Here is a 12962-nt window from a genome sequence, read left to right as displayed (position 1 = left end):
CGGAGGATGCATGGGAACGAGCTTCCGCCAGGCGATGGCCTGGCTCCACACCTGGTCCGGCCTCGTCGTGGGCTGGGTCCTGCTGGCGGTCTTCGTCACCGGCACGGCGAGCTACTACCGGACGGACATCTCGCGCTGGATGCGGCCCGAGCTCCGCCAGGTCGAATCGCTCAGCCCCGACGCCCAGGTGCGGGCGGCCGAGTTCGGCGTCGCCCACCTCACCGCCCATGCGGGCGGGGCGCGGAGCTGGTTCATCGGCCTGCCGACCCCCGACAGCCCGGTCGTCGACCTGTTCTGGCGGACGAGGCCGGGCACCCCGCCGGGGCAGGCCCGCCTCGACCCGGCGACGGGGGCGCCGGCGGTGATCCGCGACACGAAGGGCGGCGACTTCCTCTACCGCTTCCACTTCGAGCTGCACATGCCGCCCCTCTGGGGCCGCTGGATCGTCGGCCTCTGCGCCATGATCATGCTCGTCGCGCTGATCTCCGGCGTGATCACGCACCGGCGCATCTTCGCGGACTTCTTCACGCTGCGGCGGGACAAGTCGGCCCAGCGCGGCTGGCTCGACGCCCACAACGTCACCGGCGTCCTCGCCCTGCCCTTCCACCTGATGATCACCTACACGGGCATCGTCACCTTGAGCGTGATGTACATGCCCTGGGGCATCACCACGGCCTACAGGGGCGAGGCCCAGACCTTCTTCGCCGAGAGCGGCCAGATCCCGGCGCCGCGCCCCCCCGCCGGGCAGCCCGGCACCCTGGCGCCCATCGGCCCGATGGTGCGCGCGGCCATGGCGACGGTGCCCGAGCCCCTGGAGCGGCTGGCGATCACCAATCCGCGGGACGCGAACGCCGTGGTGACGGCGGTGTTCGAGGAGCCGCACGGGCTCTCGCACGAGCACCCGCAGGTCGCCTTCGACGGGGTGACCGGCGCGGTGCGCGAGGTCCGGCAGGGCGGCCTCAAGCCGGCGACCCGGACCTTCACCACCCTGGTCGGCCTGCACGAGGCGCATTTCGCCGGACCGGCCCTGCGCATCCTGTTCTTCGTCTGCGGCCTGATGGGCTCCGCCATGGTGGCCACCGGCCTCGTGCTGTGGGCGGTGGCGCGCCTGCCCAAGGCCGGCGAACGGGGCTTGCCTGGCCTGCGCCTGGTCCAGGCCCTCAACATCGGCGCCGTCGCCGGGCTGCCGGCGGGAATCGCGGCCTACTTCCTCGCCAACCGCCTGCTGCCCCTCGGCCTGCCGGGGCGGAGCGACGGGGAGATCGCCGCCTTCTTCGCCACCTGGGGCCTCGTCACCCTGGCGGCCCTCGCCGGGCCGGGGCGCCGGGCCTGGGGCGCGGCGCTGACCGCGACCGCCGGCCTCTATCTCGCGGTGGTGGCCGCCGACCTCGCCCTGGTCGATCACGGCTGGGCCGGGCTCCTCGCCGGGCAGGCGCGCTTCGTTTGGTTCGACGCGACGCTGCTGGCCCTGGCGGGCCTGTTCGCCGGCGCGGCGCGCAAGCTCGCCCGCTACGCCGGGCCGCGGCAGGCGGCCCGGGCGGCCGCCGCGTCCGGCGCGGCGGGATCGACCCCCGCCGCGTCCGCCTCCCCGCCGCACCGCGCGCATCTCGGCGGCCTCGCCCCGACGGGCCCGTCGGCCCGCTGAGGTCCGGCGGCGGCAACCGGATCGACGCGGGGCAACCAAACGGGCCGGTGCCCGTTTCCAGGGTCCTTCAACGAACCCGAAACGGGACGACCCGCCATGATGTACCGCCTCGCCGCCGCCGCCGGATTCCTCGCCCTGAGCTCCGGCCTCGTGCTGGCCCAGACCCCCGCCGCCAAGATGGACGCCAACACGGACAAGGACCTGAAGGAGTACCAGCGCGCCGCCGTCAGCAAGGTCACCCTCGCCCAGGCGCTGACCACCGCCGAGCAGCAGGGCGAGAAGGGCCGCGCCATCGACGCCGACTTCGAGAAGGCCGACGGCAAGAACCCGAACCACTACAGCATCAAGGTCGTCTACCCCGACGGCAAGCTGGTGGAGTACGGCATCAACGCCGATGACGGCGCCCTGTACAAGACCGAGAACCAGCCGATCGAGCGCTACTTCACCCGCCTGAAGCCGGCCGATTTCCAGAAGGCCACCACCTCGCTCAAGGACGCTCTGAAGATCGCCGAGCAGAAGGCCGGCGGCGGCAAGGCCTACGAGGCCGAGGTCGAGCGCGAGGGCGCCTCGGTGCAGTACGACATCAAGGTGGCGCTCCCCGACCGCGAGCAGAAGGTCAAGGTCGGCCCCGACGGCAAGGTCGTCGACTGATCTGAAGCAGGCGGCCGGCCCCAGGGCCGGCCTCCCCGACCGGGGCCGTCAGCGGTAGTCGGTCGGCGTGAGCCCGTGGCGGGCGATCTTGTCGTAGAGGGTCTTGCGCGGCGTCCCCAGGGACTCCGCCGCCAGCCGGACGTCGCCCCCGGCCATGATCAGCTCCTCGCGGATCAGGCCGCGCTCGAAGCGGTCGACCTGATCCGCGAGGGTGCCAGCGGTGACGGCCTCCGGGGCCGGGCGCTCCAGGTCGGCGAGCCCCAGGGCGTAGCGCTCGGCGAAGTGCCCGAGTTCGCGCACGTTGCCGGGCCAGTCGTGCCGGCGCAGGTGGTCGAGCACCGGGCCCGTGATCGCCGGGACCGCGCGGCCGAAGCGGGCGGCCGCCCGCCGCAGGAATTCCTGGAACAGCAGGATCACGTCCTCGCGCCGGTCCCGCAGGGGCGGGATCGCGATCGTGATCACGTTGAGCCGGTGGTAGAGGTCGTCCCGGAAGGTGCCCTGGGCCGCGGCCTGGCCGAGATCGACCTTGGTGGCGGCCACCACCCGCATGTCGACGGCCAGGGACTCGTTGCCGCCGAGCGGCTCGACCCGGCGCTCCTGCAGCACGCGCAGCATCTTCACCTGCAGGTTGAGCGGCATGCTCTCGATCTCGTCGAGGAAGAGCGTGCCCCCCTGGGCGTGCTCGATCCGGCCGACCCGGCGCTTCAGGGCGCCCGTGAAGGCCCCGGCCTCGTGGCCGAACAATTCGCTCTCGGCGACGCTGTCGGGCAGCGCCCCGCAATTCATCGCCACGAAGTTGCGCTTGGCCCGCCGGCCCCAGCGGTGCAGGGCGCTCGCCACCACCTCCTTGCCGGCGCCGGTCTCGCCGAACACGAGGACGTCGACGTCGGCCTGGGCCACCTCGCGCACGAGCTGGCGCAGGCGCACGATGCCGGGCGAGACCCCGAGGAAGGCCGGATCCTCCTCCAGGGCGGCGTCGAGGCGCGCCCGCAGCTGGCGGTTCTCCAGGACCAGGCGGCGGCGCTCCAGGGCGCGCCGGGCCGAGGCCAGCAGCGCCTCGGCCGGGTAGGGCTTGGCCAGGAAGTCGTAGGCGCCGTCGCGCATCGCCCCCACCGCCATGCGGATGTCGCCGTGGCCGGTGATCAGGATGACGGGCAGCTCCGGGTCGAGGGCGCGCAGGCGGGCGAACAGCGCGACCCCGTCGAGGTCGGGCAGGCGCACGTCGGTGATGACGAGGCCGGGGGGATCGGCCAGGATCGCGGTCAGGGCCGGCCCGGCGGCCCCGAAGGTCTCCACCGTGAACCCGTCGAGCTCCAGGCTCTGGCGGTTGGCCCGGCAGACCTCCGCCTCGTCGTCGATGAAGACGACCCGCTCCGCCGAGGCCGCCCCCGCCATGGTCTCGCTCACGTCGTCGCCTCCGCCGGTCCGACCACCCCGGTCCCCCCCTGTGCCGCGGCCTTCACCAGGGCCATGCGGAAGATCGTGCCGCCCGCCGGATCGCCCTGGACGGTGAGGCTGCCGCCGCAATCCTCGACGATTCCGCGGGCGATGGCGAGCCCGAGCCCGAGCCCGTCCGACTTGGTGGTGAAGAAGGCGTCGAAGATCTGCGCTCGCACCGCCTCGGGGATGCCGGGCCCGTTGTCGCGGACCGCGACCACCACGCGGTCCGGCGCCTCCTCGGCGACCTGCACGCCGACGCGCGGGTCGGTCCGGCCCTGGACGGCATCGAGGGCGTTCTGGAGCAGGTTCACCACGACCTGTTCGAGGCGCGGCCCGTCGCCGAGCACCCGCAGGCCGGGGCGCGCGCCTTCCACCACCAGGGGGATGCGGGCGGCCGAGGCGCGGGCCTCCACCAGCTCCAGGCTGTTGTGCAGGATCTCGGACAGGGCCACGGGCTCCCGCCTGGCGGAGGAGCGCCGGGCGAAGCCCTTGAGCTGGCGGGTGAGGCCGCCGATGCGGTCGGTGAGGCGCCCGATGGCGAAGGCGTTCTCGGCCGCCTCCTCCGTCCGGCCGCGCCGGACCAGGATGGCGGCGTTGTCGGCGTAGGAGCGGATGGCGGCCAGCGGCTGGTTGATCTCGTGGGCCATGCTGGCGGCGAACTGCCCGAGGGCGGCCAGGCGCCCCGCCTGGGCGAGCTCGCGCCCCAGGCGCTCGCGCTCGGCCTCCGCCCGCTGCCGCTCCTCGATCTCGAGGCGCAGCATCCGGTTGGCGTCGGTGAGCTCCAGGGTCCGCTCCCGGACGCGGGTCTCGAGGGCGTCCCGCTGGGCCGAGGCGCGGGCGAGGCGCGCGCGGTTGCGCCGGCCCCGGCCCGCCAGCGCGGTGAGGCCGAGGCAGGCGAGGCCCGTGACCAGGGCGGCGATGATCCAGGCCTGGACCCGCTCGCGCTCCACGGTGCGGCCCAGGGGCGTCAGGGCGGTGAGCCGCCAGGCGGTGCCGGGGATCGGGGCGTCCAGGCGCAGGGCGGCCCAGGCCGGGCGCGCGCCCTGGCCGACGCGCACGAGATCCTCCGTGCCGGCGACGGGATAGAGCGGCATGTCGTCGAGGGGCGCGTCGCCGAATTCCAGGGCCTCGCGGATGCGCCGCCGCTCGGCCTCGTCGATCCGGCGCAGGGTGGTGAAGCGCCAGGCCGGCTCGCTCGCCACGAGGACGATGCCGCGCGCATCCGCGACGAACACCCCGTCCCCCGCCGCGCGCCAGGCCGCCTCGACGCCGTTGAACTCGATCTTGACCACCACGACGCCGCCGGCGGCGCCGATCCGCCGGGACAGGTAGAGGCCGGCGCGGCCGCTCACGGTGCCGAGGGCGAACTGCGAGCCGGACCCCTCCTGCATCGCCTGCCGGAAATAGGGCCGGAAGGCGTAGTCCCGGCCGAGGAAGCTGCCCCGGCTCCCCGCATTGCTGGCCGCGGCCGTGACGCCGTCCGGCCGGATGACGTAGATCACCGCCGAGTCCGTCGCGGCGGCGACCTCTGCGAGGCGCCGGTTCACGCGGTCGATCAGGTCCGCCGGGGGCGCGGCCTGCGCGGCGGCGGCGATCTCCGGATCCGCCGCCAGGGCCAGGGGCAGGGAGGTCTGCTTCTGCATCTCGGCCGCCAGGACGCCGACCTGCAGCCCCAGCGTCGCCGCGGCCGTGCGGCGCAAATCGGCCAGGGCCCAGCGCTCGGCGATCCCCCCGGCGAGCCAGGCCGCGAGCAGGATCGCGGCGACGCTCGCCAGCAGGACGAGGCTCCGCCGGCTCGGCCCCTGCGACGCGGGGGCCCGGGGCGCGCCGGGCCCCTCCTCCGGCCGGGATCGGGCCGGCTGGGCGCGGGGCCTCATGCCGGTCGGACCCCTGCGATTTCCCGGAAAGGATTTCGCCGCCGCGTCCGGGTTTTCGCAACGCGATCCTGCGCGCGCCGCGGACTCATCGTGAAAACGATCCCGATTTCAGGGGCTTAACGAAACGTTTCGCCGGCGCTCGCCCTGGCATGCCGGTTGCCATTCCGGAGGGGTAATGCAGCCCTGCGTCGACCGCAGGACTGTCCGCCGCAGGGCCGCCGTCCCCGCCGCCGCACCCCTCCGGGGCGCGGCCGGGGGAGGCCGGACCCCTCGGCGCAAGAGCAAGAGAGCGCGGACGCGGGACGCCGTCCCCGAGCCGCGCCGGCATCGTTCGAGAGACCCACCGGGAGAACGCCATCATGGCCGCTGTACCATCGCCCCTCACCGCGCCCCACGCGCCGCCCCAGCCCAAGCCGATCTACCGGACCCTGTATTTCCAGGTGCTCGTCGCCGTGGCGATCGGCATCGCCCTCGGTCACTTCTACCCGCAGGTCGGCGCGGACATGAAGCCGCTCGGCGACGCCTTCATCAAGCTCGTCAAGATGATCATCGCGCCGGTGATCTTCCTCACCGTGGTGTCCGGCATCGCCGGCATGACCAACCTGGAGAAGGTCGGCCGCGTCGGCGGCAAGGCGCTGATCTACTTCATCACCTTCTCGACCCTGGCGCTGATCGTCGGCCTGATCGTGGCGAACCTCGTCCAGCCGGGCGCGGGCATGCACATCGATCCGAAGTCGCTCGATCCGAAGTCGATCGCGATGTACGCCGACAAGGCCAAGACGCAGACGATCACCGACTTCCTGATGAACATCATCCCGACCACGGCGGTGGGGGCGTTCTCGGGCGGCGAGATCCTCCAGGTGCTGTTCTTCTCGGTGCTGTTCGGCTTCGGGCTCGCCTTCCTGGGCGACCGCGGCAAGCCGGTCCTCGACATCATCAAGGTGCTGTCGGAAGCCATCTTCGGCGTCGTCAACATCATCATGAAGGTCGCCCCCATCGGCGCCTTCGGCGCCATGGCCTTCACCATCGGCAAGTACGGCATCGCCTCGCTCGCCAACCTCGCCTACCTGGTCGGCGCCTTCTACCTGACCTCGGCGATCTTCGTCCTCGGCGTGCTGGGCCTCGTCGCCCGCTACAACGGCTTCTCGATCCTCAAGCTCATCCGCTACATCAAGGAAGAGCTGATGCTGGTGCTCGGCACCTCGTCCTCCGAGTCCGCCCTGCCCTCGCTCCTCGAGAAGATGGAGCGCGCCGGCTGCTCGAAGCCCGTGGTCGGCCTCGTGGTCCCCACCGGCTACTCGTTCAACCTCGACGGCACCAACATCTACATGACGATGGCGGCGCTGTTCATCGCGCAGGCCACGGACACGCCCCTCACCTACGGCGAGCAGGGCCTCCTGCTCCTCGTGGCGATGCTGTCCTCCAAGGGCGCGGCCGGCGTCACCGGCTCGGGGTTCATCACCCTGGCGGCGACCCTCGCGGTGGTGCCCTCGGTGCCGGTCGTCGGCATGGCGCTGATCCTCGGCGTCGACCGCTTCATGTCCGAGTGCCGCGCGCTCACCAACTTCATCGGCAACGCGGTGGCCTGCATCGTGGTCGCCCGCTGGGAGGGCGAGGTCGACGACGTCAAGCTCGCGGCGGCGCTCGGCGGCAACCCGATGCCCCTCGACTCGGAGCTCCCGGCCCTGCAGCCGGCCGAGTGAAGGCGAGACGGGACCGGGCGCGCCGCGCCCGGTCCCCACGAATGAAAGAAAGGGGGCGCGGACCGACTGGTCCGCGCCCCCTTTCCACTTCCAGCCCCCTTGTTCCACGTCCGGAAGCGGGCGGGCGCCCTATTCCACCGTGACGGATTTGGCGAGGTTGCGCGGCTGGTCGACGTCTTTGCCCATGAAGACGGCGGTGTGGTAGGCGATGAGCTGGATCGGCACCGCGTAGACGATGGGGGCCACCACCGGGTCGAGGTCGGGCATCGTCACGGTGGCCATGGTGTCGAGGCCGGCCGCGGCCGCGCCCTTGGCGTCGCCGATCAGGATGATGCGCCCGCCGCGGGCGGCCACCTCCTGCATGTTCGACACCGTCTTCTCGAAGATCGCGTCGTGGGGCGCGATCACGATCACCGGCACGCTCTCGTCGATGAGGGCGATGGGGCCGTGCTTGAGTTCACCCGCCGCATAACCTTCCGCGTGGATGTAGCTGATTTCCTTGAGCTTCAGGGCGCCTTCCAGCGCCATCGGGTAGCTGGTGCCGCGCCCCAGGTAGAGCACGTCGCGGGCCTTGGCGACCTCGCGGGCCAGCAGCTCGATTTCGCCCTCCAGCTTGGTCGCGTCGGCCATCAGGCCCGGCACGGTGATCAGCGCGTCGACGAGGCGGCGCTCCGCCTCGGCGCTCAGGGCGCCGCGGGCCCGGCCCGCCGCGATGGCGAGGCACAGCAGCACGGTGAGCTGGCACGAGAACGCCTTGGTGGAGGCGACGCCGATCTCCGGCCCGGCTAGGGTCGGCACGGTGGCGGAGGCCTCCCGGGCGATGGTGGAGGTCGGCACGTTGACCACCGCCAGGGTGTGCTGGCCCTGGCTCTTGGCGTAGCGGAGCGACGCCAGGGTGTCGGCGGTCTCGCCCGATTGCGAGATCACGAGGGTGAGCCCGTCCCGGTCCAGCGGCGGCTCGCGGTAGCGCGCCTCCGAGGCGACGTCGATCTCGACGGGCAGGCGCGCCAGGCTCTCGAACCAGTACTTGGCCACGAGGCCGGCATAGTAGGCGGTGCCGCAGGCGGTGATCGAGATCCGCGAGAGCGCGGCGAAGTCGAAGGGCAGGGGTTCGGGCAGGGCCACGCGGCCGTTGGCGAGGTCGACGTAATGGGCCAGCGTCCGGCCCACCACCTCGGGCTGCTCGTGGATCTCCTTGGCCATGAAGTGGCGGTGGTTGCCCTTCTCCACCCGATAGGCCTGGGCGACGATGCGCTGGCGCTCGCGGGTGACGGGCCGTCCGTCCGGGTCGCAGATCTCGGCGCCCGCGCGCGACAGGATCGCCCAGTCGCCCTCGTCGAGATAGGTGATCTCCTGGGTGAAGGGCGCCAGCGCCAGGGCGTCCGAGCCGAGATAGGTCTCGCCCTCGCCGAACCCGATGGCCAGCGGCGCCCCGTGGCGGGCGCCGATGAGGAGGTCGTCGTGTCCGGTGAAGATGAAGCCCAGGGCGAAGGCCCCGTGCAGGCGCGGCAGGCAGGCCGCCACCGCCTCGACCGGCCCCAGGCCCCCCTCCATCGCGTGGCTGACGAGCTGGGCCACCACCTCGGTGTCGGTCTCGCTCTCGAAGCGCACGCCCTGGCCCTGCAGCTCGGCCTTCAGCGCGCGAAAATTCTCGATGATGCCGTTGTGCACGACGGCGACGCGCGTCGTGGCGTGCGGATGGGCGTTGGTCTCGTTGGGCCGCCCGTGGGTGGCCCAGCGGGTGTGGCCGATGCCGAGGCTGCCGCCGAGCGGCGCGTCGCGCAGGCGCATCTCCAGGTTGGCGAGCTTGCCCTCGGCGCGCCGGCGCTCCAGGTGCCCCTCCGTCAGGGTGGCGATGCCGGCCGAGTCGTAGCCGCGATATTCGAGCCGGCGCAGGGCTTCCACCAGCTGCCCGGCCACGGCGTCCCGTCCGACGATGCCAACGATTCCGCACATGGGTCTGGGTCTCTCAGGTGTTTCTCAGATGCCCGGCGCGAGGCCCGGACGCGGTCGCATGCGTCCGGGCTTGTACCGGATCGGGACAGGGGCGCGCCAGCCGCGTGACCCGGCGGCCGCCAAGCCTGCTTCGGAGCCGGCCAAGCCCGCTTCGGCCAGCCAAGCCCGCTTCGGCCAGCCAAGCCCGCTTCGGCCAGCCAAGCCCGCTTCGGCCAGCCAAGCCCGCTTCGGCCAGCCAAGCCCGCCCCGGAGCCTGCGCCGACAATCCTGAACGCGGGCTTTCAGCACACGCCCGCGTCGGCCTCACGGCTTCGGTTTCGTGGCCCGCGCCGCCTTCTCCGCCTGCAGGGCCGCGCGCTTGCCCGGCGCCCAGCCGGCCAGGTTGCGCTGGCGACCGCGCGACACCGCCAGGGCGTCGTCCGGCACGTCCCCGGCGATCACTGAGCCGGCGCCCACGATGGCGCCCGCGCCGACGCGGACGGGCGCCACCAGGGCGGTGTTCGAGCCGATGAACGCCCCCGCCCCGATCTGCGTCCGGTGCTTGTTCACCCCGTCGTAGTTGCAGGTGATGGTGCCGGCTCCGAGATTGGCCCCCGCCCCGACCTCGGCGTCGCCCACGTAGGTCAGGTGGTTCGCCTTGGCGCCGGCGCCCATCCGGGCGTTCTTCACCTCGACGAAGTTGCCGATGCGGGCGCCGGTCTCCAGCACCGCCCCCGGGCGCAGGCGGGCATAGGGGCCGATCTGGACGCCGGACTCAAGCGTGGCGCCCTCCAGATGCGAGAAGCTGTGCACCACGCAGGCCTCGCCCACCGTCACATGAGGCCCGAACACCACGTGAGGTTCCACCACAACGTCCCGTCCCAACACCGTGTCGATGCTGAAGAAAACCGTCTCCGGCGCGATCAGGGTCGCCCCCGCCGCCATGGCCGCCCGGCGCAGGCGCCCCTGGATCTCGGCCTCGGCCACGGAGAGCTGGATCCGGTCGTTGACCCCCTGCGCCTCGGCCTCCGACACCGGCACCACCGCGACGGGCAGGCCGTCCGCCACCGCCAGGGCGACGGCGTCGGGCAGGTAGTATTCGCCCGCCGCGTTGGCGTTGCCGATGCGGGTGAGGAGGGGCAGCGCATGGGGGCCCGACAGGGCCATCAGGCCGGCATTGCACAGGGTGACGGCGCGCTCGGCCGCGCTCGCGTCCTTCTCCTCGCGGATCGCCAGGACGCGGTCCCCCTCCGTCAGCACCCGGCCGTAGCCGGTGGGATTCGGGCTCTCGAAGGCCAGCACCGCCACGGCCGCGCCCTGCGCCAGGGGCGCGCGCAGGCGCGCGAGGGTGTCGGCGGTGATCAGCGGCGTGTCGCCGAAGGCGATCACCACGTCGTCGTCGCCCGCCTCCAGGGCGGCGCGGGCGGCCAGCACCGCGTGCGCGGTGCCGAGGCGCTCGGCCTGGGGGTAGACCGCCGCGCCGGGCGCCAGGGCGGCGATCTCGCGGGCGACCGCGTCCTGGCCCGGCTCCGCCACCACGGCGATGCGGGTCGCCCCGGCCCCCTGCGCGGCGGCCAGCACGTGCCCGAGCAGGGTCCGGCCGGCGACCCGGTGCAGCACCTTCGGCAGGTCCGAGCGCATCCGCGTGCCCTTGCCGGCGGCGAGCACGATGGCGGTGAGGCTGCGGTCTGCGTTCCTGGTCATCTGATCCGTCATCGAGGGTTCCGCCGCGGGTCAAGCTGGTGCCCGGGTCAAGCTGGTGCTCTTGCGGGTGCTCTTGCGCGGGCTAAAGCGCCGATGGGGCTGTTTCAAGTCCGGGCTCGAACGGCATGGGCTTCATCGGTCCGGACCTCGTGCAGGGTCTCCGGCAGTATCGGTCGGGTCACAGGACCTGTCGGGCAAGCTTTGGCCCGGCCCGGACCGAACGGAAACGCGCCCTTCGGCGTTGACCGGCGCGGTTCGGGAGGGCTTAACCCCCGGTTCAGGGCCCGGCATGGTAGACACGACCGACGCTCGACCTCCGCGAGCCCCCCACATCGACGCCCTCGCCTTTCTCCGCGCGCCCCCGCCGACCCCACGGACCTGATGACGCCGCCGAACCCGGATTTCCTCGACGCCCCGTCCGCCAGCGGCCCGACCCGCTGCACCGGCCCGAGCCGCCGCACCGTTCTCCGGCAGGCCGGCCTCGCGACGCTTGCCGGCGGTCTCGCGGCCCTGCCGGGGGCCGCCGCCGCCGACGAGGCCCCCGCCCTGCCCGCCGACGGCACGCCGTTCCAGCCGGGCCTCGTCACCGATCTCGCCCGGGCCCTGGCCAGGCGCCCCTACGCGGCCCCCCGCATCGACGACCTGCCGGACGCCCTGACGGGCCTCAACCGCGAGCAGTACGCCGCCATCCGCACCCGGCCCGGCAGCGCGGTCTGGGCCGAGGCGGGCTTGGGCTTCACCCTGGAGCCCCTGCATCGCGGCTCGGTCTTCCGCTCCCGCGTGGCGCTGGCCCTGGTGGAGGAGGGCACCGTGCGCGCCCTGCCCTACGATCCGGCCCGGTTCGAGACGGAGGGCGTCGCCCTCCCGGCCTTCAAGGACGACCCCGGCTATTCGGGCTTCCGCATCCGCGCCCGCTTCCGCGGCGGGGAGCTCAGCGACTTCGCGATGGTCCAGGGGGCGTCGTTCTTCCGCCTCCTGGCCACCGGCCAGGGCTTCGGCGTCACGGCCCGGGCCCTGACCCTGCGCCCGGCCGACGCGAAGGGCGAGGAATTCCCCGAATTCCGCGCGATCTGGATCGAGCGGCCCGGCCCCGGCGGCCCCCTCGTCCTGCACGCCCTGGTGGATTCGCCCTCCGCCGCGGCGGCCCTGCGCATGAGCCTGCGCCCCGGCGACGCCTCCCTCTGCGACGTCGAGGGCACGGTCTTCGCCCGCGCGGCCATCGACCATCTGGGCCTCGGCGGCATGACCACGAGCTACCTGTTCGGCCCCCACGACCGGCGCGGGGCGGACGACGCCCGCGCGGGCGCCTCCGCCAGCGGCGGCCTGCAGATCCGCACCGGCGCCGGCGAGGCGATCTGGCGCCCGGTGCGCAATCCCCAGACCCTGCAGATCTCCTCCTTCCTCGACGAGAACCCGAAGGGCTTCGGCCTGATGCAGCGGGCGCGGGACTACGCCGCCTTCCAGGACGACGTGCAGCACTGGGAATGGCGCCCCTCCCTCTGGCTCGAGCCCCTCGGCGCCTGGGGCCCGGGGGCGGTGACCCTGCTGGAGATCCCGAGCGATTCCGAGTTCAACGAGAACGTGCTCGCCTATTGGCGCCCCAAGGCGACCCTGGCGGCCGGGGCCGAGATGCCCTTCAGCTACCGCCAGCACTGGTGCTGGCAGCCCCCCGAGCCGCCGAAGGTCGCCCTGGTCTCGGGCACGCGCAGCGGGCGCGGCGGCGACAACCGCCGCCTGTTCCTGGTGGACTTCACCGGCGCGGGCATCGCCGCCCCCGGGGACCTCCAGACCCAGCTCGGCGCGGCCTCCGGGGCGATCCCGTCGAGCACCCTCTACCGCTACCCCGAGCGCGACACCCTGCGGGTGGCCTTCGAGCTCGACCCGAAGGGCGAGAAGTCCTGCGAGCTGCGGCTCAACCTGCAGCGCGGCGGCATCCCCCTCACCGAAACCTGGCTCTACCGTTGGACCCCGTGACCGCATCCCCCCTCTCCCCCGACGCGGCGGCTC

At 73.2% G+C, this 12962-nt stretch carries 8 protein-coding genes; 4 read left to right on the top strand and 4 right to left on the bottom strand.

What is annotated here, in order from left to right; genetic code table 11:
- Positions 1-10 precede the first annotated feature (10 nt).
- Both ASF41_RS12145 and ASF41_RS12140 read left to right on the top strand, forming a co-directional pair.
- Positions 11-1645 carry a PepSY domain-containing protein gene (locus tag ASF41_RS12145; RefSeq protein WP_056493522.1) on the top strand — a complete coding sequence of 545 codons (1635 nt, stop codon included), beginning with the start codon at positions 11-13 and terminating at the stop codon, positions 1643-1645.
- 96 nt (positions 1646-1741) lie between these two features.
- Positions 1742-2296, top strand: coding sequence for a PepSY domain-containing protein (locus ASF41_RS12140; RefSeq protein WP_056221905.1), 555 nt, complete (start codon positions 1742-1744; stop codon positions 2294-2296).
- A gap of 48 nt (positions 2297-2344) precedes the next feature.
- Here ASF41_RS12140 and ASF41_RS12135 read toward each other — a convergent pair whose 3' ends face one another.
- Positions 2345-3691, bottom strand: a complete 1347-nt coding sequence (locus tag ASF41_RS12135) for a sigma-54 dependent transcriptional regulator (RefSeq protein ID WP_056493530.1) — start codon at positions 3689-3691, stop codon at positions 2345-2347.
- 8 nt (positions 3692-3699) lie between these two features.
- Complete coding sequence (locus tag ASF41_RS12130; protein ID WP_082504311.1) at positions 3700-5613, bottom strand: ATP-binding protein; 1914 nt, start codon at positions 5611-5613, stop codon at positions 3700-3702.
- Between the two features lie 359 nt (positions 5614-5972).
- On the opposite strand from ASF41_RS12130, the gene ASF41_RS12125 reads away from it, so the two are divergent.
- The gene (locus tag ASF41_RS12125) at positions 5973-7316 is read left to right on the top strand and encodes a dicarboxylate/amino acid:cation symporter (RefSeq protein ID WP_056221902.1); all 1344 of its coding nucleotides are present in this window, start codon (positions 5973-5975) and stop codon (positions 7314-7316) included.
- Positions 7317-7445: 129 nt separating this feature from the next.
- Here the strand turns inward: ASF41_RS12125 and glmS are convergent, their stop codons facing one another.
- Together glmS and glmU are read right to left on the bottom strand one after the other, a co-directional pair.
- Positions 7446-9272, bottom strand: a complete 1827-nt coding sequence (glmS, locus tag ASF41_RS12120) for a glutamine--fructose-6-phosphate transaminase (isomerizing) (protein WP_056493519.1) — start codon at positions 9270-9272, stop codon at positions 7446-7448.
- Positions 9273-9575: 303 nt separating this feature from the next.
- Positions 9576-10955 (bottom strand): bifunctional UDP-N-acetylglucosamine diphosphorylase/glucosamine-1-phosphate N-acetyltransferase GlmU, encoded by a 1380-nt coding sequence (glmU, locus tag ASF41_RS12115; protein ID WP_244472568.1) that lies wholly within the window; start codon positions 10953-10955, stop codon positions 9576-9578.
- Positions 10956-11336: 381 nt separating this feature from the next.
- On the opposite strand from glmU, the gene ASF41_RS12110 reads away from it, so the two are divergent.
- Complete coding sequence (locus ASF41_RS12110; protein WP_056221885.1) at positions 11337-12929, top strand: glucan biosynthesis protein; 1593 nt, start codon at positions 11337-11339, stop codon at positions 12927-12929.
- The last annotated feature ends 33 nt before the right edge of the window (positions 12930-12962 follow it).

It is taken from the genome of Methylobacterium sp. Leaf111 (assembly GCF_001423285.1).
Classification (GTDB): domain Bacteria; phylum Pseudomonadota; class Alphaproteobacteria; order Rhizobiales; family Beijerinckiaceae; genus Methylobacterium.
This window is presented reverse-complemented; position numbering and strand designations above follow the sequence as displayed.

What these genes read in the sequence shown, in the direction of transcription:
- ASF41_RS12145 (WP_056493522.1), top strand. Translation starts at nt 11, where the DNA reads ATGGGAACGAGCTTCCGCCAGGCGATGGCCTGGCTCCACACCTGGTCC.
- ASF41_RS12140 (WP_056221905.1), top strand. Translation starts at nt 1,742, where the DNA reads ATGATGTACCGCCTCGCCGCCGCCGCCGGATTCCTCGCCCTGAGCTCC.
- ASF41_RS12135 (WP_056493530.1), bottom strand. Translation starts at nt 3,691, where the DNA reads ATGGCGGGGGCGGCCTCGGCGGAGCGGGTCGTCTTCATCGACGACGAG.
- ASF41_RS12130 (WP_082504311.1), bottom strand. Translation starts at nt 5,613, where the DNA reads ATGAGGCCCCGCGCCCAGCCGGCCCGATCCCGGCCGGAGGAGGGGCCC.
- ASF41_RS12125 (WP_056221902.1), top strand. Translation starts at nt 5,973, where the DNA reads ATGGCCGCTGTACCATCGCCCCTCACCGCGCCCCACGCGCCGCCCCAG.
- glmS (WP_056493519.1), bottom strand. Translation starts at nt 9,272, where the DNA reads ATGTGCGGAATCGTTGGCATCGTCGGACGGGACGCCGTGGCCGGGCAG.
- glmU (WP_244472568.1), bottom strand. Translation starts at nt 10,955, where the DNA reads ATGACCAGGAACGCAGACCGCAGCCTCACCGCCATCGTGCTCGCCGCC.
- ASF41_RS12110 (WP_056221885.1), top strand. Translation starts at nt 11,337, where the DNA reads ATGACGCCGCCGAACCCGGATTTCCTCGACGCCCCGTCCGCCAGCGGC.